We start from the raw sequence: 20,477 nt of genomic DNA on the forward strand, positions 1-20,477 counted from the left end.
AGCCGCGGGAGATCCCAGCGCTCCTCCGTGACACGCAGACGGATGATCAGGTCGGGCGTGACGGCCGTCGCCGCGGTGTCGGGGACCGCGGCGGCGCTGCGGCCGATGCTGACGACAGGTCAGCAGCGTGCGAACGTCGCCCCCGACGGCGCGGGGGCCGACGGCGCACCGCAGGCGCCGCTCGCGCCCGGCGCGGTGCCGGCGCTCTTCGACGAGGTCTACCGCGGTCGCCGCATCCAGGGCTTCCCCGACGCCGGCGCCGAGGGCGTGGCCATCAAGGTCGACGGGAAGCCCTTGCAGGTCATGCGGCGGGTAGACGGCAGCTGGATCAGCGTGGCCAACCACTACCAGCCCTATACGACGCCGCTGGCCACCGCCAGGGCCGCGGTCGACGTCATCGGGCGTGCCGAGCTGTCCATGACCACCGAGCACCACCACTGATCGGGGCCGGGACCGGTGTACACCCGTGTGAATCAAAGGAATCTGACCAGCAGCCAGCGCGCCCGCTTCGTCAAGGCGGTCATCGCACTCAAACGCTCCGGCAGCTACGACAAGTACGTGCGGCTGCACGCCGAGTACTTCGCCGCCGACGGTGAGAGCGGGCTGCGGATGGCGCACATGGCGCCGACGTTCTTCCCCTGGCACCGGCAGTTCCTGCTGGTGTTCGAGCGCGAACTGCAGACGATCGACCCCCAGGTCACCCTCCCGTACTGGGACTGGACCACGGACAACCAGCCGACGTCCGCGCTGTGGGCCGCGGATTTCATGGGCGGCAACGGGCGGGACAGCGACGGCCAGGTGATGACCGGGCCGTTCGCGTACCAGGCGGGCGCCTGGCCGATCACCTACGGCGTCACCGACGAGAAGTACCTGACCCGCAACCTGGGCCGGCCCGACCGCCCCATCGTGCTGCCCACCGAGGCCGAGTTGAGCGACGCGCTGGAGATCGCGACGTACGACACGGACCCGTGGAACTCCGCGCCGGACACGGAGGGCTTCCGCAACGAGATCGAGGGCTGGACGGTCAGCGAGAGCATGGGCGGCTATCTGCACAACCGGGTGCACCAGTGGGTCGGCGGCCACATGGTCGGCGCGGCCTCGCCGAACGACCCGATCTTCTGGCTGCACCACGCCTTCATCGACCTGATCTGGGTGCGCTGGCAGCGCCTGCACCCGAAGTCGGCGTATCTGCCCGCCCAGCCGCTGGCGGCGGACGACCCGGAGCACGGCCGGGTCGTCAGCCTCAACGAGCCGATGCCGCCCTTCGCGGTCAAGCCGTCCGCGGTGCTCGACCACCGGCAGTTCTACACGTACGAGGAGGGCTGACGCCCGAGGTTGCGGAGCGGTCGGCCGAGGAACGAGACCGCCCGCGTAGAAACCGAGCAGGAAGACCGACCCGCAAAACACCGGGCTGACGCCCGAGGTTGCGGAGCGGTCGGCCGAGGGACGAGGCCGCCCGCGCAGAAACCGAGCAGGAAGACCGACCCACCAAACACCGGGCTGACGCCCGAGGTTGCGGAGCGGTCGGCCGAGGAACGAGACCGCCCGCGCAGAAACCGAGCAGGAAGACCGACCCACCAAACACCGGGCTGACGGCGCATGAAACGGCCTCCCGCACGCAAGGTGACGGGAGGCCGCAGTGGTGCGCGAACTACCAGGCGGCGTCCGTGACCGTGGTGGTGGCCGCGTCCACGTTCGCGCAGTGGCTGCCGAACGCCGGGTCCAGCAGGCCGATCACATTGACGGAGTCGCCGCAGACGTCGACCGGGACGTGCACCGGGACCTCGACCAGGTTGCCGGACAGCACGCCCGGGGAACCGACCGCGGCACCCTGGGCACCGGAGTTGGCTGCGGCCATCCCGGCACCCGCGGCCAGAACGGCACCCGCGGCGGCGGTGATAGCCGCAGCCTTTGCGATACGCGACATCAAGATCTCCCTGAGACGAATAAGCAGCCGCAGAAAACCGCGGCTTTGACGCTCTGGGCAACGGGGGGAGATCACAAATAGTCACGCAGGTTGCGCTGAATCGGTAATTCCGTATCGGATTACTCCGAAGGAGTGACATAGGCGGCTGCACGGCACGTACGGCCGTTAGGGTCCGGCGCATGACCCAGACCAATACCTCATCCGGCACCTCACTGATGAGCCGTCTCGGCACGCTCGTGGTGATTCCGTGGGCCGGCGAGAGCCAGGACGACGGCCGCGACATGGCATTCCTGATGGCCTACACCCTCGGTGACGGCGTGGCGGGCCGCGAGGGCTCGGAAGAGGCCGCTCTGACCGTCGCCAAGGAGGCGGGGCTGCCGGTCGGCGGTGCCGTCCTCGATGTCGCCCAGGTGCCGAAGTCCCCGGTGAAGGTGCTGGTCGAGGGCGGCAAGGCGGTGCTGACGATGCCGTACCTGCACGTGGCGTCCCCCGTCCCCGAGCAGTGGGTCGCGGCCGCCCGCGCCCGCGGAACGGTCTACGTCATCCTCGCCAGCCGGCCCTGGCCCGAGGCCGTACCAGGCCGTGCGGTCACCGAGGCGGCGCTGCAGGCCTTCGCGGCGGACGAGGACGTCCTGCGCACCGCCGCACACTGCCTGGTGCCGGTGGGCTCGCTCACGACCTGAACGGCCGAGTCCCGCCCGACGGGATGTCGGGCGGGACGTCGGGCGGGACGGGACGAACCGCCGGGGCCTACGGGTTCACCAGCTCGTTGCCTGCGCTGACGGCGTCTGTGCCGGCCTGCACGGCCTTCCGGACGGCGGTGACCTTCTGGCCCACGCCGGACTGCTCGAGCACTCCCTCGGTGGCCGTGGTGGCCTGCTCACCGGCGGTCTGGGCGGTCACCGCCGTACCGCTGAGGGTGTTGCCGAGGTCGGCGGCCTGCGCCGCCGCGGTCGCGGACGTGGCGGCGACGAGCAGGACCGAGCCTGCCGCCGCCTTGCTGAGGATTCGGCGTACGTTCATGGTCCTTCCAACGAGTGGCCGCCCCCCAGGGCACGCCGGGTCACCCCCACACGGTGGTGCCCAGCGTCACCCCCGCGAAGGCCATGCCGAGCCCGCCGGCCACGCTGAGCAGGGCGTTGCCCGCCGCGTACGCCTTCGCGCCGCTCTGTGCAAGCCGCAGCGTCTCGTACGAGAAGGTCGAGTACGTGGTCAGCGCGCCGCACAGGCCGGTGCCGACGAGCAGTTGCAGGTGCGAGGACGCGGCGCCCTCGATGGCGGCGCCGGTGAGGGTGCCGAGGATGAGGCAGCCGGCCATGTTGACGGTGAAGGTGCCCCAGGGGAAGACCGAGTCGTGCCGGGACTGGATCGCCCGGTCGGTCAGGTAGCGTATCGGCGCCCCGACTGCCGCGCCCGCGATGACCAGCAGCCAGTTCACGTCGCGGCACCGCCGGCCTGCGCGGTGTGCCGGACGACCTCGCAGGCGTCGAGGACCACCAGTCCTGCGCCGACGAGTTCGTCCAGCTCCGGCAGGAAGCCGCGGATGCGCTCCTCGGTGTCGACGACGACCACGGCCACCGGCAGGTCCTCGCTGAGCGAGAGGAGCCGGGAGGTGTGGATCAGCGACGACGAGCCGAAGCCCTCGATGCCGTGGAAGACGCTGGCGCCGGCCAGCCCCGCGCGTTGCGCCCGGTGCACGATCTCGGTGTAGACCGGCTTGTGGTGCCACCGGTCGCTCTCGCCGAGCAGCACCGTCATCCGCAGCGCGGCGCCCGAGAGCAGCCGCTCACCGCCACCGTCGTTGTCCGACCCCTCGGTCGCCATGGTCGTCACATCCCTCATCGTGCCCTCCGCGCGAGCACTCGGCGGGTCGCCCACGCCGCACTCCACACCGCGGTGAGCGCCGCCGCAAGGGTCGCGGCGGCGTAGCCGAAGGCGGTCGCGGCCTCGTGGGCGTCGGTCAGGCGGCGGATCTCGACGGCGTAGGTGGAGAAGGTGGTGTAGCCGCCGAGCACCCCGGTGCCGAAGAAGGGCCGCACCAGGCGGTGCGCCGCCCAGACCTCGGTGATCACCACCATGAAGACGCCGATGACGGCGCATCCGGAGATGTTCACGCAGAACGTCGTCCACGGGAATGTGCCGGGCGTCTGCGGCCACAGCAGGGCGGCGCCGTATCGGGCGCAGGCCCCGGCGGCGCCGCCGGCGGCGACCACCGCGACGACGGGCCACTGGTCGTGCATGAGGCCTGGCCGGTGCTGCGCCTGCATGGTCGGGCTTCTCCTGCTGCTCGCTGCCGTCGGGACGGCCAGCGTAGTGCGCGATACCCGGCTCATTGCGGGCAACCCACAGGGCGCGGCCAAGGGGCGGGCGCACCGCCGTTCCGTGCGGGAACGGGCGGCGTTACAGAGGGCGAAAGCGCTGTTGCACGCACGTGACAACGGGCGGACAGGAGGGGGATCTTCCCGGCCCATTCTTTGAGTACCGCAGGCCGACGAACGTGCCGCGGAGCCGACTTCACGCTTTTCCAGGGGGACACCACCATGCCTGCTCGCACCATGCGCCGCACGACCGCCACCGCCATCGCCCTCACCGCGGGCATCACCGGCCTCGGCCTGATGCTGACCGCCTGCGGCCCCGAGGACGCCACCGGCGCGGACGGCGCCAACCCCTCGGCGACGAGCACCGCGAACGGCAACGGCACCACAAGCGGAACGGGCAGCAACGGCAGCAAGGGGAGCAGCGGCGGCAACGGGAACGCCGCAAAGCCCATTGCCAGTACGGCGCCGAAGGCCGCCCCGCCGCTCAACGGCACCGCGCACAACGGCCTGACGATCAGCGACGGCACCCGCTTCGTGGTGATGAACGGCACCCGCGTCGACTTCGGCACCGCCGTGCGCGACCTGGCCTGGTCGCCCGACGGCAGGAAGGCCGCCTTCGTGGACGGCGACGGCGACCTCGTCGTCAGCAACCCGGACGGCAGCGGCCGCACGGTCGTCGCGAAGAACCCGGGCGGCCAGAACTGGTCCCACCCGACGTGGCAGGTCAGGAAGGCCGACACCGCCAACGGCCTGCCGAAGCTGGACAACCTGTTCTTCGCCGGCCGCAAGGACGGTGTGTCCAAGCTCTACGGCGTCCCCGCCACCGGGCACAATGCCACGCCCACCGTGCTGGGCCTGGGCCACGAGTCCGGCGAGAACATCAAGCCGCTGCCGCAGACCGGCAACGCGTGGCCCAGCGGGGGCGGCACGTACGGCACCTCCGTCTACGCCAACAGCGGCGACGGAATGGTCTACATCCGCGACGACTACCTGCGGCAGCAGGGCGCCGCCATCACCAAGGGCTCCGAGCCCGCGGCGGCGCCGGTCGACGACGACGGCTTCGTCTTCGTCCGCTCCGTCGGCGGCCACGACCACCTCTTCCGGGAGACGCCGGGGACGAACGGCCCGACGTTCAAGGACCTCACCCCGAACGCCACCACCGACTACACCGAGCCGGCCTTCTCCGCCGACGGCAGGACCATCGCCGCCCGCACCCCCGACGGCATCGTCACGCTGCCCGCCGACGGCTCCAAGGCCCCGGTCAAGGTGTCGGGTTACGTGGGCCTGCCCGCCTACCGCGCCTGACCGCCCCCAGCGACCCTACCGGCCCTTGGCCAACTCCGCCCGCAGCTCGTCGAGATGCGCGTCGGCGACGTCATGCGGCAGGAATTCCACGACGTCGACGAAACGGAAGACCACCTGCGAGGCGCTCACCGCGAACTCGTAGTCGGCGAAACCGACCACCGCGCCCATCGAACCGCGCACCGCACCCCGGACGACATGCGACGTCATGTCGTCCGGGGTCTGCGCGCTGGTGCCGCGGCGGGCGTTGGGCCTGGCGAGATACGGGCACACCATCGAGGCGTAGAGCATGCACGCCCGGTGCCCCGGGCCTTCGAGGGTGGGCGCCATGTTGCGGTACGGGCGTCCCGCGGCCAGCGCCTCGCCTATTGCCGCGCTTTCCGGCCCGCCCACCACGCGCCAGACCGGGCCGCGCGGCATCAGTACATTGCACACGGAACACAGCCGCTGCCTGGCGCAGTTCGCACTGCGGTCGTAGTCGGTCAGCGCGAACTGCGGCTGGTCGCCCTCCCACGGAGTGATGGCGGGCACGGGATAGCCGCGGACATCGCGCGGCCTTTCCTCCACCGACTGCGGCATGGGCACGGTTTCGAAGCGCATCCGCCTTGCTTATCAGGCGGAACGGCGCCTGCGGAACAGCCCGCCCCGACCGCCCCTGCCGCCCCGCGCGGGCGCCTCGGGCGCCTGAGGCGGCGGAGCTGGTTCCGCCTCGGCCGCCGCGGCCCTCGCGGCCCGCCAGTCGGCGACGACCTGCTCGGTGTCGAACAGCCCGCGGCCCAGCGCAGGCCCCTCGGGAGGCCGCCGCAGCGCCTCCCGCAGCTTGTCGTTGATCTCCCCGACGATCTGCCGCACCTGCGCCTCGGTGGCCGCCCGACCGACGGCCTCCATCGCGTCCTCGGCCTCCTTGCGCAGCACCAGCGACGGCGGCAGCGCGGACAGGCCCTCCCGCTGCATCTTGCCGCGGACCCACCACAACTCGTCGTAAGGCGCGTCCAGCGACGGCAGCGGTTTGCCCGCTCCGGGCAGCGACGCGAACTCGCCGCGCCGCTCGGCCTCGCGGATCTGCTTGTCGGCCCAGGTCTCCCAGGAGACGCCGGGCGGCTTGCGCTCGGTCATGCCGCACTCCTCCCGCTCCCGCACGGCCCCCGAAAACCGGGACGCACGCGACGACGCCTCCAGGCTACAAGTGCGCCGCGGAAGGCGGCCTTGCGCGGGCGGCCAGCAGCGCCACGTCGTCCTCGGCCGCGGACGGCGCCACCTGGTGCACGACCCGGGCGAGCAGCGCGTCCAGCGGCCCTGCCGCGTGCGGCAGCTCGATCCCTGCCAGCCGGCCCAGCGACGTGTCGATGTCCTCGTTGCGCCGCTCGACCAGGCCGTCGGTGTAGAGCAGCAGCGTGTCGCCGGCCCGCCAGCGTACGTACACCGCCTCGTACTGCCCGCGCAGGTCCGCGCCCAGCGGCGGTCCCGGCGGGACGTTCAGCAGCCGCACACGGCCGTCAGGGGTGACCAGGGCGGGCGGCAGGTGGCCGGCGTTGGCGAACCAGCAGCCGCCGCGCACCGGGTCGGCCAGCGCCAGCAGGCACGTCGCGGGCCGCTCGGTGCCCGCGGCCGCCAGCAGCTTGTCCATCCGGCGCAGGATGCGGTCCGGCGGATCGCCCTCGCCCGCGACCACCCGCAGCATCGACCGGTAGTGGCTCATCTCCACGGCCGCCTCCACGCCGTGGCCCATGACGTCGCCCATCGCCAGCAGGGTGATCCCGGACGGCAGCGCCAGGGTGTCGAACCAGTCGCCGCCCACCAGATCCATCGCACCGGCCGGCAGATAGCGGGTGGCGACGTCGAGCTGCGGATGCGGGACACCGGGCGCGGCCAGCAGCGCCCGCTGCAGTTCCACGGCGATGCCGTGCTCGCGGCTGTAGCGGCGGGCGTTGTCCATGCTGATCGCCGCCCGGTCGGCGAGCGCCCCCGCCACCGCCATGTCCTCGTCGTCGAAGGGCGGCGACGAGCCGGCCCTGATCAGCGTGACCGTGCCGAGCTGCGCCCCGCGCGCCGCCAGCGGCACCACGAGCCCCGAGTGGATGCCCGTCGCGCGGTAGGCCTCCACCCTTTCCGCGTTCGGCGCCGAACGGGCCAGGTCGGCGTCGGCCGGCACGTTGTACATCATCGGGCGCCGGGTCTCCAGGCAGCGCGGGATCGCCGAGCCCGGCTGGTAGTCGACGTGCTCGCCCGCCACACCGAACTGCTGCACCGACTCGTGCAGCCGCGGCACCGCCGCCATCGCGGCCCGGCGCATCCGGAGCATCCCCTCGGGCGGCGGGCGGCGGCCCTCGCCGCCCTGCATCTCCAGCAGCTCCACGGTGGCCACGTCCGCGATGACCTCGACCAGCAGGTCGCACAGCTCCTGGCAGGTGCGGTCTATCTCCAGGGTCTGCCCGATGCGCACCGCCGCGGTGTCCAGCAGCTGCAGCCGCTCCCTGGCCCGCTCCAGCTCCGCCTGCGCCTCGCTGTCCGCGCTCACCTCGAAGATCACCGCGCCCACGCCGCGGACCCGGCCCTGCTCGTCCTCCAGCCGGTGGTAGCAGCCGCGCCACACCCGCACCCGGTGCGGCGAGTCCGCACGGGTCTGCCCGCTCGACACCATCTCGCGGGCGCGGCCGTCGGCGAGGACCTGGCGCAGCGTCTCCACGCCGACGTCCACCAGGGGGACGATCTCGCGGATCGTCCGCCCGATGTGCGCGTCCGCGTCCAGCCCGTTCATGCAGGCCAGCGCCGGGTTGACGTACACGTAGCGCAGGTCCGTGTCGAGCACGGCGACGCCGGCCTCGGTGCCGTTCAGCAGCGCGCCCCACGCCCACGCACCGGCGTCCGCCGGAGGGTCGCCGTCCATCCCCGTCCCTCCTCGCAGCGTCCTCACCTACGTTCCACAGTGCGCGCCCCCGCCCCGATCCGCCCTCCGGGCGGAAAGCCGTGGCCGATCCCCACGGGAGGCGGCACCATCTACGGGCGCGGCAAACCGCGCCGCACAGCGGAAGGCGGGACGTCATGGACAGCGAGCCCTACGACCACGGGATGCTCGACGTCGGCGAGGGCAACCTCGTTTACTGGGAGCAGTGCGGCAATCCCGCGGGGAAGCCCGCGCTCGTGGTGCACGGCGGCCCCGGCTCGGGTTGCACCCCGGGACACCGCACCCTCTTCGACCCGCAGGCCTACCGCGCGGTCCTGTTCGACCAGCGCAACTGCGGCCGCAGCCTTCCGCACGCGTCCGACCCTGCCACGGACCTCGCGCACAACACCACCGACCACCTCGTCGCCGACATGGAGCAGCTGCGCCGCCACCTCGGCATCGAGCGCTGGCTGCTGATGGGCGGGTCGTGGGGCTCGACGCTGATCCTGGCGTACGCGCAGCGGCACCCCGAGCGGGTCACGGAGATCGTGATCAACGGGGTGACGACGACCCGCCGCGCCGAGACCGACTGGCTCTACCGGGGCGTGGGCCGGTTCTTCCCCGGCGAATGGGAGCGCTTCAGGGACGGCGCGGGACCCGGCGTGGCACCGCAGGACGTGGTCGCGGCGTACGCGGCGCTGACCGAGCACCCGGACGCGGCCGTACGGGAGCGCGCCACCGCCGACTGGTGCACCTGGGAGGACGCGGTGCTCTCGCTCGAACCGAGCGGCGGCCCGCGCCCTTACAGCGACCGCCCCTCCACGGCGAAGCTGGCGATGGTGCGCATCACGAGCCGCTACTTCTCGCACGGGGCCTGGCTGCCGGAGGGCGCCCTGATCGACGGCGCCGCCCGGCTCACCGGCATTCCCGGCGCCCTCTTCCACGGCAGGCTCGACCTCAGCTCGCCGGTGGACACCGCGTACCACCTCGTACGCGGCTGGCCGGACGCCCGGCTGACCGTGGTGGACGACTCCGGCCACAAGGGCAGCGCCACGATGAGCGCGAGCGTACGGGCGGCCCTGGCGGCGTACGCCACTCGGTAATGGTCAGCGCCGGGCCGGGGCGAGGACCGGGGCGGCCGCGTCCCTGGGCGTACGCCGTCCGGCCGCGGCAATGGCCGCCGCCGCGGCGCACACCGCGGCGGCCACCAGCAGTGCCCCCGCCACACCGTGGTCGGCGCGGCCCGTCCCCCGGTGCGGGCCGACCGTGACGAAGGCGCCGAGAACGGCGACGCCCATGGTGGCGCCGAGTTGCCGCAGGGCGTTGAAGAGACCGCCCGCTGCCCCTGCCGCGCCGTCGGGCGCGAGGGCGATGACCGCGGTGGTGAGCGCGGGCAGCGCGAAGGACACCCCGAAACCGGCCGCGGCGAGCCCGGCCGCGAGCAGCGCGTAGGGCGCCCCCGTCCACACCGCGGCGCCCATGGCGGCGGCGCCCGCGGTGAGCAGGCACAGCCCGGCCAGGACCGGCCCGCGCGGCCCGACACGGGCGACGATGCGCCCGGTGAGCAGCGGGTTGAAGGCGGTCGGCAGCGTCATCGGCAGGAAGGCCAGGCCGGTGCCGACGGCGCTGTAGCCGAGGTGCTGCTGGAGCAGCAGCGGCAGCACGAACAGCACGCCGGTGAGCGTGAACCCGACCGCCGCACCGGCCAGCAGCATCGCCCCCATGCCGGGCGCCCGCAGCACCGCCCCCGACAGCACGGGCGAGGTACTGCGGGCCTCCCGCAGCGCGAAGAGGCCGCCCGCGGCAATTGCCGCGCCGCACGACCACGCGGTGTGCGCCCAGTGCCGCCCCCCGGACGCGATCAGCGCGTCCGTGCCCAGCGCCAGCGCGGCGCAGGCCAGCGCCTGCCCCGTACGGTCGATGCGCCGGGCGGGAGCGGCGGGGCAGCGCACGGCGTTCCCCGACACCAGGGCGAGGGTGAGCGCGGCGATCGGCACGTTGACGAGGAAGACGGCCCGCCATCCGGCCAGCCCCACCAGCAGCCCGCCCACGATCGGCCCGGCGGCGAGCGCGGCCCCGCTGACCGCCGCCCACACCGCGACCGCACGGCCGCGCCTGGCGGGGTCCGGGTAGAGCCGGGTGATCAGCGCCATCGAGCTGGGCACGCAGGCCGCCGCCGCGGCGCCGAGCACCGCACGCAGCACGACCAGCGTCCACAGCCCCTGCGCCGCCGCGCACAGCAGCGACCCGGCGCCGAAGACGGCGACACCGCCGCGGAAGAGCCGGTGCGCGCCGAAGCGGTCTGCGGCCGCCCCCGCCGACAGCAGCAGCGCGCCGAAGGCGACCGTGTAGCCGGTCACCGCCCACTGCAGGCCGGCCACCGAGCCGCCCAGCGCGTGCGCGAGGTCGGGCTCCGCGACCGACAGCACGGTCATGTCGAGGAGCACCATGAAGTAGCCGAGCGCGATACCCGCAAGCGCGTACGGTTTCGGGTCGGGGGACATGCCAGGCATCACCACTCCGGTCGTCCGGGACCGGCCCGGATCGCAGGTTCAGGGGGAAACGCCTGCCAGGGTGCGGCCGGGCCGCACACCGCCTCCACCGGCTTGGCCGCACCCTGCGTTCGGCCGCGCCGAACGCACCGAAACGGGAAGTGAGCGATGGAACTGCGTCAGCTGCGGACCTTCGAGGCCGTCGTGCGCGAGGGCAGCGTCACGGACGCCGCCGTCGCCCTCGGCCTGGCGCCGTCGTCGGTGTCCCAGGCCGTCCGCACGCTGGAGAAGTCGCTGGGCGTCCAGCTCTTCGTCCGCGACCCGCGCGGCATGCGCACCACCGATGCGGGCGAGCGGCTGCTCTCCTGGGCCGGGCGGCTGCTCGACCAGGCCGAGCAGGCCCGCCGCGAGGTGGTCGCCGTCGACGCCGCGGCCCGCGAGGTCACCAGCGTGCGGCTGGGGGCGCTGGAGTCGATCGCCGCGGAACTGGTGCCGGGAATCCTGGACCGGCTGGCCGCCCGGCGCCCCGGGCTGCGGGTCGAGGTCCGCTCGGAGCCGTCCCGCGACGCGCTGCTCACCGCGGTGGGCGCCGGAGAGCTGGACGCCGCGCTGGTGCTGGACACCGGGAACGCCCTCGGCGACCTGGGTTTCCCCGTGCCCGCTGCCGGCCCGCTGGAATTCCTCGACCTGGATCCGGTCCCGCTGGTCCTGGTCGGCCCGCCCGACCACCCGTATGCCGGTACCGCCGGACTTTCCCCCGGGGACTTCGACGGGCAGCGGCTGCTGGTCAACACCGCGTCCTCCTGCTCCTTCGCGCTGGCCGCCGACCGGCTCTTCGGCCCTGCCGTCGAACGCGTCCAGGCCGGGAGCGTCGCCGTCATGCGGGCCTGGGCCAGGCAGGGCGTGGGCCTCGCCCTCCTCCCCGCCTTCGCGGTCACGCCCGACCTCGCCGCCGGCACCCTCGTCGCCCTCCACCTCCCCCTGCCCACCCTCCATCTCCGCCTCACCTGGCCCCCCTCGTCGGCCTCCCACCCCACCACCCGCGCCCTCCTCTACGCGGCGACCTGAGGCCTTCCCAGGCCCCGCAGAGGGTGGGTATCCGTCAGAGGCGGGCGGAACAGCGCCCTTTCGTGTCACGACCTGGACCCATCCCATCCCGATATGCGCCTTTTGGCGGCATCGCACCGCGGCGCCACTGCTGCGCCCGCACAAGCCGGACCGGTAGGCTTTCCGTGTGATCTTCAAGCGCATCGGAAGCACTCGGCCGTACCCGGACCACGGCCGGGTGAGTACGCGTGAGTGGGCGGACGTCGCCCCCCGACCCGTGCGGCTGGACCAGTTGGTGACCACCAAGGGACAGCTCGACCTGGAGACGCTGCTCGCCGAGGACTCCACCTTCTATGGCGACCTCTTCGCACATGTCGTCAAATGGCAGGGTGATCTCTATCTGGAAGACGGCCTGCACCGGGCGGTACGCGCCGCACTGCAGCAGCGTCAAGTGCTCCATGCCCGGGTCCTGGAGATGGACTGACAATCCGCTTACGCTGCGCTCATGAGCATGCTGACGCCCTCTGGGATGGGCGGTAAGTACCGAGTCACCGGGGACACGTACCCGCGGATGCGGCGACCCAGAAAGCGCGGTCGCCTCGTGGCCGCACTCGTCGCCTCGGTCGTCGTGCTGGGCCTGTTCGGCTGGGGCGCGCTGCAGCTCTTCCACGTCTTCACCGGAGACGACGGGGACACCAAGGCGAACGCGGCCCCGCAGAGCCGTCCCTGCGCCCCGGCGGCGACGCCGTCGCGCGCGCTGAAGGCGATGGCGCTGCCGCAGCCGGCCGGCGTGACGATGAACGTCTACAACGCCACCGTGCGGGGCGGCCTCGCCAAGACCACCGCGGACGAGCTGGCCAAACGCGGCTTCAAGGTGAGCAAGTTCGGCAACGCACCGGCGCCGTACGACAAGAAGGTCATCCAGACGGCGCTGATCGTGGCGGGTCCCGCCGCCGAGGCGGCCGCCCGGGAGGCCGGCACCCAGGTGGCGGGTTCGACGGTGAAGATCGATCCGACCCGCAAGGACAAGAGCGTCGACCTGATGATCGGTACGGCCTTCACCGCGCTGGCCACCCCGGCCGACGCGGCCAAGGCCCGGATCACCGCGGCGAACCCGCCGGCACCCAAGCCCACCTGCGCGACCGCGACTCCGACCGCCCGCTGACGCCGGACACTCCGCCTGTCCGCCCGCCATCGCGGGCGGACAGGCCAGGCCGCTAGCTCGCGGTGCCGTAGAGGCGGTCGCCCGCGTCGCCGAGGCCGGGGACGATGAAGCCGCGCTCGTTGAGCCGCTCGTCCACCGCCGCGGTGACCACGGTGACCGGCTTGCCCGCCAGCGCGCGCTCCATCACCTCGACGCCCTCGGGGGCGGCCAGCAGGCACAGCGCGGTGACGTCGTCGGCGCCCAGCTCGATCAGCAGGTTGATCGCCGCGACCAGGGTGCCGCCGGTGGCCAGCATCGGGTCCACCACGTAGACCTGCCGGCCGGACAGGTCGTCGGGCATCCGGGTGGCGTACGTCCTGGCCTCCAGGGTCTTCTCGTCGCGCACCATGCCGAGGAAGCCGACCTCGGCGGTCGGCAGCAGCCTGACCATGCCGTCGAGCATGCCGAGCCCGGCACGCAGGATCGGCACCACCAGGGGCCGCGGGTACGACAGCCGCACGCCGGTGGTCGGCGCGACGGGGGTGCGGATGTCGACCTGCTCGGTCCTGACGTCGCGGGTCGCCTCGTAGGCGAGCAGGGTGACCAGCTCGTCGGCGAGTCGCCGGAAGGTCGGTGAGTCGGTGCGCTCGTCGCGCAGGGTGGTGAGCTTGTGCGCGACCAGCGGGTGGTCGACAACGTGGAGACGCATACCGATGACTGTATCCGCCGCCCCCGGGGACTCTGCCAGCCCCGCTTCACCGGCGGCTCGTACGCCGCCGGTGGGGTAAACCGCCCGTAAGAGGGAAACTTGGTCAGTACGCCCGGCGCGTCACCCGGGCGAACCGGACCCGGGGATGGTGGGTGCCCATGGCGGACCAGGACGACGAACGCGATCTGGAGCGCCGCCGCAAGCGCGCCCTGTTCCTGCGGGAGCTGAACGAGGCCAAGGAGCTGCGCGACCGGGTCCAGCCCCGCAAGGCCCGCGCCGCACGCATGCGGCAGCAGATGCGGATGCGGACCTTCCGCTGGTGAATGTCCGTGATCCGCACCACACACCGTGGGCGCGCAGCGTGACCACTCGGTGACCTCCGGGTGACCTCCGCACCCCCACAATGGCCGTACAAGATCGCCGAATCTCGCAGAAGTGACGAAGACCTGGCACGTCGCAGTGCCGAAGACCCTTCGCAACGCCCCGGTTTCTGCCACGATGCCGATGGGCGGGGCCGACAGAAGTGGAAAGCGGCCCCCACCCGGTCCGGACGGCCTGAGACCAGTGGGAGAGTCACGGTGTACTTCGCCGCACTGCTCGCGCGCACCGAGGACGGTTGGCACGCGAGCGAACCCGATCTCGACAATGTGGAAACCCTCGCCGATCTGAGCGATCTGGCCCGCGCGGCCGGCGACGAGGAGGAAACGGTTCTGGTCTTCATCGAGCAGGAGGACGCCTGGTTCGGCGTCATCCGGGTCGACGGTGAAGAGGACCCCAGGATCTACGTGTCCGACGCGGCAGCCGCCGCCCGCAGCTCGTACGGAGAGATCCTTCTCACGGACGAGGTGCTGGGCCGCGACCCGGAGGACCTCGACGACCTGGTCGACCTCGACGGCACCGAGGACGGCGAAACCGACGACGACGAGGACGCCGTGGCGGGCGCCTCTGACGACCATGTGCCGACCGGCCCGCTCGGCGAGACCGATCTGCTCGCCGACCTGGGGATGAGCACCCTGGAGCTGCTGGCACTCAGCGGCGACGGGGCGCTCACCGGGGAGGCGCTGGGCGAGATCGCCGAGGCGCTGGGCTGTGCCGACGTACTGGAGGCGGTCCGCTGACAGCACACCCACCGGCATCGGAACCTCCGCCAGGGGACGGGGCGCAGCCGGCAGACCCGGTACGCGACCCGTGGACCGCCGCCATGCGGCTGGCCCTGGCGGAGGCCGAACACGCCCCGCTCACCGGCGACGTCCCGGTGGGCGCGGTCGTGCTGTCCGCGGACGGTACGACCGTGCTCGCCCGCGCCCGCAACGAACGCGAGGCCACCGGCGACCCGACCGCCCACGCCGAGATCCTGGCCATCCGCAGGGCCGCCGAGGCCACCGGCGAGTGGCGGCTGACCGGCTGCACCCTGGTGGTCACCCTCGAACCGTGCTCGATGTGCGCGGGCGCGATCGTCCAGTCCCGCCTCGACCGGGTGGTCTACGCGGCCACCGACGCCAAGGCGGGAGCCGCCGGCTCCCTGTGGGACCTGATCCGCGACCGCCGTCTCAACCACCGCCCCGAGGTGGTCTCCGGCGTCCTCCCCGGCCCCGCGGCGACCCTCCTCAGCCACTTCTTCCGGCCACCCGCCCGCTAACGATTTCGGCACACCGTCGGCGTGGGCTAGGATCTCTCTCGGTAGCGTGTCCGAGCGGCCTAAGGAGCACGCCTCGAAAGCGTGTGAGGGGGCAACTCCTCCGTGGGTTCAAATCCCACCGCTACCGCTCTGAGCAGAACGCACTCGACCACCCGCGGGCATCCGCGGGTGGTCGAGTGCGTTCTGCGTCCCCGTCCCGTCCCCGTCCCCGTCGCCGGCGGCGTGGAGGTCCGTCGCGGGCGCCGCGGCCGTCATGTCACGAATGCCGGGAATGGCAGGAATGCAGGAATGGTGACGGTTCCCGCCATGACGGGAGCCGCTCCGGCCATTCCGGAATCACCGCTCACAGCTCCGGCGCGGCCAATGCCGTACGGCATTGAATTACCGCGTCCGGATTGTTCACGGTGCTGCCGCAGGAACGCGGAGCCGGTCCCAGGAGATCTTGCCGGGCATTCCGTCCGCGTCACTTCCGGAGAATCCGATTTTCTGCTGCCACATGGCGTAGGATTCCCGGTCCTCCTGCGACCACCTGTCGTCGGGCGGCTCGGTGAACTTCGAGCAGCCCTCCTCGATGAGCCGCTCGTCCATGGCGACGATGATGGGGCTCTGGGGTGCCTGGTTGAAGAAGTCCTTACCAGGGAACGGCTGGTTGGTGGAGACCGGCGGGGGGCTGGAGCCGCCGGGCGCCGAGACGAGCAGCTTCTGGCCCACCTTGATGATGTTCGGGTTGGGGATGTTGTTCCACTTCGCCAGCAGCTCCGGCGTCGTGTGGAAGTGGGCTGCGATGGAGGTGAGCGTGTCACCTGATTTCACTACGTAGGTCTGTGTTGTCTGGGTCATATGTCCACCGTAAAACGACCCGTTGGAGCGAACAACCGGGAGAGATGGGCCGCGGTGGAAAACCCGGTGGCCGAATTGCGCGGCGAATATTCTACCCACCCTGCGGCTCGCTCGCCTATGCTCTCCGTCGTTGTGACCCGGCCCGCTCCACGGGCACCGGGAGGGGGAGGGGCGGTCGCGATGAGTGCGACGACGAGGACGGCCGGCGAACCGGACGTGGTGGCGGTGCTCGACCTGGCGGCGGAGCTGCAAGGGCCTGACGGCCACGGCGGGGCGGCGCTCGAAGAGGCCGTACGGGAGGGGCGGGTCAGGGTCGCCGAATTACAAGGCGCCCTGGTGGGCTACGCCGTGCTGGAACACCCGCTCCCGCACCATGTCCGGCTGTCCTGCATAGGCGTCCGCCGCGGCCACCGCCGGCGCGGGGTGGCCTCGGCGCTGCTCGGCCTGGTGCTCGACGAGGCGCGGGAGACCGAGGCGGGCGGCGGCACCGTGTCCTGCGTCGCCGACCCCGCGGCGACGGCGGTCGCGGGCCTGCTGCTGTCGCACGGCTTCCTCGGCACCCGGACCATGCGGACCGGGCCCGGCGGGCGGTCGCTGCAGCTGTACTTCCAGCACAAGGAGCGGGTGGATTACCTCGACCCCGGCACCGGCCACCTCGTCCCGGTGGCCGACACCGAGCAGCTGGTCGACTCGCTCGCGTCCCGCGACGACCACGCGGTGACCGCGCTCGCGGTGCTCTCCGGCGAACCGGCCTTCGAGATATCGCGGTTCGAACGGGACGACCCGTCGGCTCTGCAGTCCGGCGAGGCCCAGGCCGGCGTGGCCTTCTCCGGCTCGGTGCTCGCCTCGCTGACCTTCCTGGTCGGCTTCTCCTTCGCCTCCTCGCACTACCCCGACGATGTGCGGCTGCTGCTGATCGTGGCCACCTTCGTCACCACCATGTCGCTGATCATCTACGCCAGCGCCGCCGGTGAGCTGGCCCGGATACGCTCCAACGCCTTCGGGCGGATCATGAAGTGGGGCAACGTGCTGTCCGAGTACGGCGGTGTCCTGCCGTTCCTCGCCTCGCTGCCGATCACGTACGCGCAGCTGACCGACTCGACCTGGCTGACGGTCCTGACCGGACTGGCCTTCAGCGTGGGCCTCGCCGTCTACGAGCGGTCCGGGTTCTCGATCGCGCACCGCTTCCGGTGGACGCCGTGGGCCACGGCGCTGGCCGCGGTCACCAGCCTGGGGCCGGCCGCCGGCGTGGTCACCGTGGCCGCCGGGCTTCCCAGTTGGCCCTCGACGACCGTCCTGATGGCCGCCCTCGCGGCGCGGACCGTGGTCTACCTCTTCCGGCGCGGCGCGGAGTCCGGGGTCCCCGAGCCCAGGCGGGTGTGGCAGATCAGGCAGTGACCGGCCGTCAGCCGCGCAGCAGGGCGGCCACCTCCCTGGCGCAGCCCCAGGACACGGTGACCCCCGCGCCGCCGTGCCCGTAGTTGTGCAGCAGCCGCCCGTGTGCGGTGGGATCGGCCGCCAGCCGCACCTGGGGGCGCACCGGCCGCAGGCCGACCCGGGCGGCGAGCACCGCCGCGTCCCGCACCTGCGGAAGCACGGCGGCGCAGCGCCGGATGATCGCGGCGGTCGCCGACGGGTCGGGCCGCAGGTCCCAGACGCCCGGCTCCGCGGTGCCGCCGAGCACGAGGGTGTCGCCGTGCGGGTAGGCGTAGACCAGTTCCTCGGCGTCCGGGGTGTCGTCGCAGAAGAACTCCGTGATGCCGGGGTTCTCGACCACCGCGATCTGGCCGCGGACCACGGTGGTCGCCGGATCGGGCACCAGTGCCCGCGCGCCGCTGCCCGAGCAGTTGACCACCACGGGCGCCTCGGCCAGCGCCTCGGCCGGGGAGCCGTAGCGCCGCGTGCGCAGCCGGCCGCCGGCCGCGGCGAGCCGCCGCACCAGGTAGCCGAGGTAGTGGGGCATGTCGATCACCGGGGCGGTGTAGCGCCACCCGACGGCGTAGCCGGGCCGCAGCTCAGCGGGGGTGCAGGCCTGCGCGCCGACGGTGCCGGTCCAGTCGGGAGCGGTGCGCGGCACCAGGGACTGGTGCGTCCCGCTCACCAGCCGTACGCCGGTGGTCTGCGGCCGGTCGGCCAGGGAGGCGAAGTCCGCGAGGGAGATCTCGCTCCACTGCCTGACCCGGTCCTGCGGCTCGATCATGAAGGGGTCCCAGGCCGCCCCCGCGGCGGCCGAGGTGGTGGCGCCGGGCGGCAGGTCGGAGTCCACCCGCACGGTGAGGCCGTCCTCGGCCAGGCAGACGGCGGTGGTCAGGCCGGTGACGCCCGCGCCGATGACCAGGACGTCGGGGCGGGCCGGACGGGTCGCCTTCGCCATGGGATGACGATGGCACAACCTGCCGTGGGCGGCGGACATGGCGTTCATAGGATCAAGAGGCTGGGTGAGCACCTGATTGCGCCGACTGATGGATAGACTCTGTGGATTGCACACTTGTGACCGTTGGTGCGTAACTGCGGCTGGGGAGGGCAAGGGAGCATGGCGCAGGCGAGGAAGGTCGCCACGTACGTGATGGTGATCTTCGTGCTCTACACGATCATCAACCAGCCCGCCCGGGCAGCCGATCTTGTGCAGGTGGGTTTCGTCGGGATATCGAACGCGGCGAAGAGCATCGGGCAGTTCATGCACGACCTGGTCAACTAGCACGACAGCGAGCGAGGGGTTCGATGATCCGGCATCTGGTGCTGTTCAAGCTCAACGAGGGCGTCTCGCGGGACGAGCCGCGGGTGGTGGACGGGGCACGCGGGTTCGCCGAGCTGGGTGGGCTGGTGCCCGAGGTCGAGTCCTGGGAGTGCGGCTGGAACGTCAGCGACCGGCCGATCGCCTACGACTTCGCGATCAACTCCTCTGTCGCGGACGGCGACGCCCTGGTGCGGTACCTCGAACACCCGGCGCATCAGGCCGCGGTCGCACCCTGGGCCGGATTCGCCACCTGGGTGATCGCCGACTACGAGATCTGAGCCCCGGCCCGCGCCGCCGCGGGCCCATCGTGAGCCCCCTGCCGGGTCCGGCGGGGGGCTTCTTCGCGGGCGGGGCGCACTCCGGTTGTACAACACGGCAATATGCGGTGCTTGCACACACAGCACATGAATTGTGATGCTATGACCGCTTTTGCCGGACGAGTCGACCAGTGTGGGGTGTGATGTGCCGATGCCGGCCCGTACGGCGTCAACGATGTATCCGCGCGGAAGGACCCGTACCCCGAGCACCAACGCGGCGGACGCACGGGCACTCACGCAGGTGCTGTTCGAACAGATCCGCACACTGGAACCCGGCACACCCGAGCACACCCGGGTCCGCGCCGCGCTCATCGAGGTCAACCTGCCGCTGGTGCGGTACGCGGCGGCCCGCTTCCGCAGCCGCAACGAGCCGATGGAGGACGTGGTCCAGGTCGGCACGATCGGCCTGATCAACGCGATCGACCGGTTCGACCCGGACCGCGGGGTGCAGTTCCCGACCTTCGCGATGCCGACCGTGGTCGGCGAGATCAAGCGCTACTTCCGTGACAACGTGCGGACCGTGCACGTACCGCGCCGGCTGCACGAGCTGTGGGTGCAGGTCAGCGGGGCGATCGAGGACCTGACCGTACTGCACGGCAGATCCCCCACCACCGCCGAGATCGCCGAGCGGCTGAAGCTGTCGGAGGACGAGGTGCTGGCCTGCCTGGAGGCGGGCCGGGCGTATCACGCGACGTCACTGGAGGCCGCACAGGAGGGCGATGGCGCACCCGGGCTGCTCGACCGGCTCGGCTACGAGGACCCGGCGCTGTCCGGCGTCGAGCACCGCGATCTGGTCCGGCATCTTCTGGTGCAGCTTCCGGAACGGGAGCGCCGGATTCTGCTGCTGCGCTACTTCGGCAACCTGACCCAGTCCCAGATCAGCGCTGAGCTGGGGGTTTCCCAGATGCACGTGTCCCGGCTGCTGTCCCGCAGCTTCGCCCGGCTGAGATCCGCAAACCAGCTCGAAGCGTAACCGATGGGGATTAAGCCACCTGCACAGATATGTCGACTTGGCGCTACAGCGTGTTGCCGACATGTGACATTCTGCGGATACCGCGTTTGTCGCGAGCGCACCTCCGGTATTCCAGTGGAGGAACAACGTCGCTCGCGACACCCGTCCG

General features: G+C 72.1%; 27 protein-coding genes and 1 tRNA gene. 16 read left to right on the plus strand and 12 right to left on the minus strand.

Features of this window, described 5'->3' with window-relative positions; genetic code table 11:
* The first annotated feature begins 27 nt into the window (after nt 1–27).
* Nucleotides 28–441, plus strand: a complete 414-nt coding sequence (locus tag NFU81_RS20785) for a tyrosinase cofactor (RefSeq protein ID WP_251492070.1) — start codon at nt 28–30, stop codon at nt 439–441.
* 15 nt (nt 442–456) lie between these two features.
* Nucleotides 457–1,326 carry a tyrosinase family protein gene (locus NFU81_RS20790; RefSeq protein WP_251492072.1) on the plus strand — a complete coding sequence of 290 codons (870 nt, stop codon included), beginning with the start codon at nt 457–459 and terminating at the stop codon, nt 1,324–1,326.
* A 325-nt stretch (nt 1,327–1,651) separates the two neighbouring features.
* Here NFU81_RS20790 and NFU81_RS20795 read toward each other — a convergent pair whose 3' ends face one another.
* Nucleotides 1,652–1,927, minus strand: a complete 276-nt coding sequence (locus tag NFU81_RS20795; RefSeq protein WP_251492085.1) for a chaplin — start codon at nt 1,925–1,927, stop codon at nt 1,652–1,654.
* A gap of 179 nt (nt 1,928–2,106) precedes the next feature.
* Between NFU81_RS20795 and NFU81_RS20800 the strand changes: the two genes are divergently transcribed.
* On the plus strand, nt 2,107–2,610 hold the full coding sequence (locus NFU81_RS20800) for a DUF5949 family protein (protein ID WP_251492087.1): 504 nt from the start codon (nt 2,107–2,109) through the stop codon (nt 2,608–2,610).
* Nucleotides 2,611–2,677: 67 nt separating this feature from the next.
* Here NFU81_RS20800 and NFU81_RS20805 read toward each other — a convergent pair whose 3' ends face one another.
* From NFU81_RS20805 to crcB (NFU81_RS20820), 4 genes are read right to left on the minus strand one after another with little or no spacing between them, the layout of a single operon-like run.
* Entirely contained in the window at nt 2,678–2,950 is a 273-nt protein-coding gene (locus tag NFU81_RS20805; protein WP_251492089.1) for a hypothetical protein, read from the minus strand.
* Between the two features lie 40 nt (nt 2,951–2,990).
* Nucleotides 2,991–3,365, minus strand: coding sequence for a fluoride efflux transporter CrcB (gene crcB / locus NFU81_RS20810; protein WP_251492091.1), 375 nt, complete (start codon nt 3,363–3,365; stop codon nt 2,991–2,993).
* Nucleotides 3,362–3,751, minus strand: coding sequence for a DUF190 domain-containing protein (locus NFU81_RS20815; protein ID WP_251492189.1), 390 nt, complete (start codon nt 3,749–3,751; stop codon nt 3,362–3,364). Before NFU81_RS20815 ends, crcB (NFU81_RS20810) begins: the two co-directional genes overlap by 4 nt.
* 14 nt (nt 3,752–3,765) lie before the next feature.
* Entirely contained in the window at nt 3,766–4,194 is a 429-nt protein-coding gene (crcB, locus tag NFU81_RS20820; protein ID WP_251492093.1) for a fluoride efflux transporter CrcB, read from the minus strand.
* A 273-nt stretch (nt 4,195–4,467) separates the two neighbouring features.
* On the opposite strand from crcB (NFU81_RS20820), the gene NFU81_RS20825 reads away from it, so the two are divergent.
* Complete coding sequence (locus tag NFU81_RS20825; RefSeq protein WP_251492095.1) at nt 4,468–5,550, plus strand: TolB-like translocation protein; 1,083 nt, start codon at nt 4,468–4,470, stop codon at nt 5,548–5,550.
* Nucleotides 5,551–5,565: 15 nt separating this feature from the next.
* On the opposite strand, the gene NFU81_RS20830 is transcribed toward NFU81_RS20825, so the two are convergent.
* The 3 genes from NFU81_RS20830 to NFU81_RS20840 all read right to left on the minus strand — a co-directional run bounded on the left by NFU81_RS20830 (nt 5,566) and on the right by NFU81_RS20840 (nt 8,434).
* Nucleotides 5,566–6,147, minus strand: coding sequence for a hypothetical protein (locus tag NFU81_RS20830; RefSeq protein ID WP_251492097.1), 582 nt, complete (start codon nt 6,145–6,147; stop codon nt 5,566–5,568).
* Nucleotides 6,148–6,159: 12 nt separating this feature from the next.
* Entirely contained in the window at nt 6,160–6,663 is a 504-nt protein-coding gene (locus NFU81_RS20835) for a DnaJ family domain-containing protein (protein WP_251492099.1), read from the minus strand.
* Nucleotides 6,664–6,727: 64 nt separating this feature from the next.
* Nucleotides 6,728–8,434, minus strand: coding sequence for a SpoIIE family protein phosphatase (locus NFU81_RS20840; protein ID WP_251492101.1), 1,707 nt, complete (start codon nt 8,432–8,434; stop codon nt 6,728–6,730).
* A 155-nt stretch (nt 8,435–8,589) separates the two neighbouring features.
* Here NFU81_RS20840 and pip point away from each other — a divergent pair, with 155 nt between their 5' ends.
* Nucleotides 8,590–9,534, plus strand: coding sequence for a prolyl aminopeptidase (pip, locus tag NFU81_RS20845; RefSeq protein ID WP_251492103.1), 945 nt, complete (start codon nt 8,590–8,592; stop codon nt 9,532–9,534).
* A gap of 3 nt (nt 9,535–9,537) precedes the next feature.
* Here the strand turns inward: pip and NFU81_RS20850 are convergent, their stop codons facing one another.
* Complete coding sequence (locus NFU81_RS20850; protein ID WP_251492105.1) at nt 9,538–10,944, minus strand: MFS transporter; 1,407 nt, start codon at nt 10,942–10,944, stop codon at nt 9,538–9,540.
* Nucleotides 10,945–11,091: 147 nt separating this feature from the next.
* On the opposite strand from NFU81_RS20850, the gene NFU81_RS20855 reads away from it, so the two are divergent.
* From NFU81_RS20855 to NFU81_RS20865, 3 genes are all read left to right on the plus strand, one after another.
* Nucleotides 11,092–11,991, plus strand: coding sequence for a LysR family transcriptional regulator (locus NFU81_RS20855; protein ID WP_251492107.1), 900 nt, complete (start codon nt 11,092–11,094; stop codon nt 11,989–11,991).
* Nucleotides 11,992–12,157: 166 nt separating this feature from the next.
* Nucleotides 12,158–12,454 carry a type II toxin-antitoxin system VapB family antitoxin gene (locus NFU81_RS20860; protein ID WP_033173270.1) on the plus strand — a complete coding sequence of 99 codons (297 nt, stop codon included), beginning with the start codon at nt 12,158–12,160 and terminating at the stop codon, nt 12,452–12,454.
* 21 nt (nt 12,455–12,475) lie between these two features.
* A complete protein-coding gene (locus NFU81_RS20865; protein ID WP_251492109.1) occupies nt 12,476–13,135 on the plus strand; it encodes a LytR C-terminal domain-containing protein in 660 nt (219 codons plus the stop codon).
* Nucleotides 13,136–13,187: 52 nt separating this feature from the next.
* Here NFU81_RS20865 and upp read toward each other — a convergent pair whose 3' ends face one another.
* Complete coding sequence (gene upp, locus NFU81_RS20870) at nt 13,188–13,823, minus strand: uracil phosphoribosyltransferase (RefSeq protein WP_251492111.1); 636 nt, start codon at nt 13,821–13,823, stop codon at nt 13,188–13,190.
* A gap of 158 nt (nt 13,824–13,981) precedes the next feature.
* Between upp and NFU81_RS20875 the strand changes: the two genes are divergently transcribed.
* From NFU81_RS20875 to NFU81_RS20890, 4 genes are all read left to right on the plus strand, one after another.
* On the plus strand, nt 13,982–14,146 hold the full coding sequence (locus tag NFU81_RS20875) for a hypothetical protein (protein ID WP_251492113.1): 165 nt from the start codon (nt 13,982–13,984) through the stop codon (nt 14,144–14,146).
* A gap of 255 nt (nt 14,147–14,401) precedes the next feature.
* On the plus strand, nt 14,402–14,941 hold the full coding sequence (locus NFU81_RS20880; RefSeq protein WP_251492115.1) for a tRNA adenosine deaminase-associated protein: 540 nt from the start codon (nt 14,402–14,404) through the stop codon (nt 14,939–14,941).
* 83 nt (nt 14,942–15,024) lie between these two features.
* Nucleotides 15,025–15,462, plus strand: a complete 438-nt coding sequence (locus NFU81_RS20885) for a nucleoside deaminase (protein WP_251492117.1) — start codon at nt 15,025–15,027, stop codon at nt 15,460–15,462.
* Between the two features lie 40 nt (nt 15,463–15,502).
* A tRNA-Ser gene (locus NFU81_RS20890) sits at nt 15,503–15,589 on the plus strand.
* Nucleotides 15,590–15,861: 272 nt separating this feature from the next.
* On the opposite strand, the gene NFU81_RS20895 is transcribed toward NFU81_RS20890, so the two are convergent.
* Nucleotides 15,862–16,302 (minus strand): peptidoglycan-binding protein, encoded by a 441-nt coding sequence (locus tag NFU81_RS20895; RefSeq protein WP_251492119.1) that lies wholly within the window; start codon nt 16,300–16,302, stop codon nt 15,862–15,864.
* A gap of 180 nt (nt 16,303–16,482) precedes the next feature.
* On the opposite strand from NFU81_RS20895, the gene NFU81_RS20900 reads away from it, so the two are divergent.
* Entirely contained in the window at nt 16,483–17,700 is a 1,218-nt protein-coding gene (locus NFU81_RS20900) for a GNAT family N-acetyltransferase (protein ID WP_251492121.1), read from the plus strand.
* Between the two features lie 7 nt (nt 17,701–17,707).
* Here NFU81_RS20900 and NFU81_RS20905 read toward each other — a convergent pair whose 3' ends face one another.
* A complete protein-coding gene (locus NFU81_RS20905; RefSeq protein ID WP_251492123.1) occupies nt 17,708–18,676 on the minus strand; it encodes an FAD-dependent oxidoreductase in 969 nt (322 codons plus the stop codon).
* A gap of 159 nt (nt 18,677–18,835) precedes the next feature.
* Between NFU81_RS20905 and NFU81_RS20910 the strand changes: the two genes are divergently transcribed.
* The 3 genes from NFU81_RS20910 to NFU81_RS20920 all read left to right on the plus strand — a co-directional run bounded on the left by NFU81_RS20910 (nt 18,836) and on the right by NFU81_RS20920 (nt 20,329).
* Nucleotides 18,836–19,000 (plus strand): hypothetical protein, encoded by a 165-nt coding sequence (locus NFU81_RS20910; protein WP_251492125.1) that lies wholly within the window; start codon nt 18,836–18,838, stop codon nt 18,998–19,000.
* A 23-nt stretch (nt 19,001–19,023) separates the two neighbouring features.
* Nucleotides 19,024–19,317 carry a Dabb family protein gene (locus NFU81_RS20915; RefSeq protein ID WP_251492127.1) on the plus strand — a complete coding sequence of 98 codons (294 nt, stop codon included), beginning with the start codon at nt 19,024–19,026 and terminating at the stop codon, nt 19,315–19,317.
* Nucleotides 19,318–19,531: 214 nt separating this feature from the next.
* Entirely contained in the window at nt 19,532–20,329 is a 798-nt protein-coding gene (locus NFU81_RS20920) for an RNA polymerase sigma factor SigF (protein WP_251492129.1), read from the plus strand.
* The last annotated feature ends 148 nt before the right edge of the window (nt 20,330–20,477 follow it).

The sequence above is a fragment of the Actinacidiphila cocklensis genome, assembly GCF_907177275.1.
GTDB lineage: Bacteria > Actinomycetota > Actinomycetes > Streptomycetales > Streptomycetaceae > Actinacidiphila > Actinacidiphila cocklensis.

Coding starts and splice junctions, on each gene's coding strand:
- NFU81_RS20920 (WP_251492129.1), top strand. CDS start 19,532: ATGTATCCGCGCGGAAGGACCCGTACCCCGAGCACCAACGCGGCGGAC.
- NFU81_RS20905 (WP_251492123.1), bottom strand. CDS start 18,676: ATGGCGAAGGCGACCCGTCCGGCCCGCCCCGACGTCCTGGTCATCGGC.
- NFU81_RS20805 (WP_251492089.1), bottom strand. CDS start 2,950: ATGAACGTACGCCGAATCCTCAGCAAGGCGGCGGCAGGCTCGGTCCTG.
- NFU81_RS20840 (WP_251492101.1), bottom strand. CDS start 8,434: ATGGACGGCGACCCTCCGGCGGACGCCGGTGCGTGGGCGTGGGGCGCG.
- crcB (WP_251492093.1), bottom strand. CDS start 4,194: ATGCAGGCGCAGCACCGGCCAGGCCTCATGCACGACCAGTGGCCCGTC.
- pip (WP_251492103.1), top strand. CDS start 8,590: ATGGACAGCGAGCCCTACGACCACGGGATGCTCGACGTCGGCGAGGGC.
- NFU81_RS20815 (WP_251492189.1), bottom strand. CDS start 3,751: ATGGCGACCGAGGGGTCGGACAACGACGGTGGCGGTGAGCGGCTGCTC.
- NFU81_RS20885 (WP_251492117.1), top strand. CDS start 15,025: ATGCGGCTGGCCCTGGCGGAGGCCGAACACGCCCCGCTCACCGGCGAC.
- NFU81_RS20895 (WP_251492119.1), bottom strand. CDS start 16,302: ATGACCCAGACAACACAGACCTACGTAGTGAAATCAGGTGACACGCTC.
- NFU81_RS20915 (WP_251492127.1), top strand. CDS start 19,024: ATGATCCGGCATCTGGTGCTGTTCAAGCTCAACGAGGGCGTCTCGCGG.
- NFU81_RS20795 (WP_251492085.1), bottom strand. CDS start 1,927: ATGTCGCGTATCGCAAAGGCTGCGGCTATCACCGCCGCCGCGGGTGCC.
- NFU81_RS20910 (WP_251492125.1), top strand. CDS start 18,836: ATGGCGCAGGCGAGGAAGGTCGCCACGTACGTGATGGTGATCTTCGTG.
- NFU81_RS20830 (WP_251492097.1), bottom strand. CDS start 6,147: ATGCGCTTCGAAACCGTGCCCATGCCGCAGTCGGTGGAGGAAAGGCCG.
- NFU81_RS20835 (WP_251492099.1), bottom strand. CDS start 6,663: ATGACCGAGCGCAAGCCGCCCGGCGTCTCCTGGGAGACCTGGGCCGAC.
- NFU81_RS20825 (WP_251492095.1), top strand. CDS start 4,468: ATGCCTGCTCGCACCATGCGCCGCACGACCGCCACCGCCATCGCCCTC.
- upp (WP_251492111.1), bottom strand. CDS start 13,823: ATGCGTCTCCACGTTGTCGACCACCCGCTGGTCGCGCACAAGCTCACC.
- NFU81_RS20865 (WP_251492109.1), top strand. CDS start 12,476: ATGAGCATGCTGACGCCCTCTGGGATGGGCGGTAAGTACCGAGTCACC.
- NFU81_RS20900 (WP_251492121.1), top strand. CDS start 16,483: ATGAGTGCGACGACGAGGACGGCCGGCGAACCGGACGTGGTGGCGGTG.
- NFU81_RS20855 (WP_251492107.1), top strand. CDS start 11,092: ATGGAACTGCGTCAGCTGCGGACCTTCGAGGCCGTCGTGCGCGAGGGC.
- NFU81_RS20850 (WP_251492105.1), bottom strand. CDS start 10,944: ATGCCTGGCATGTCCCCCGACCCGAAACCGTACGCGCTTGCGGGTATC.
- NFU81_RS20875 (WP_251492113.1), top strand. CDS start 13,982: ATGGCGGACCAGGACGACGAACGCGATCTGGAGCGCCGCCGCAAGCGC.
- NFU81_RS20800 (WP_251492087.1), top strand. CDS start 2,107: ATGACCCAGACCAATACCTCATCCGGCACCTCACTGATGAGCCGTCTC.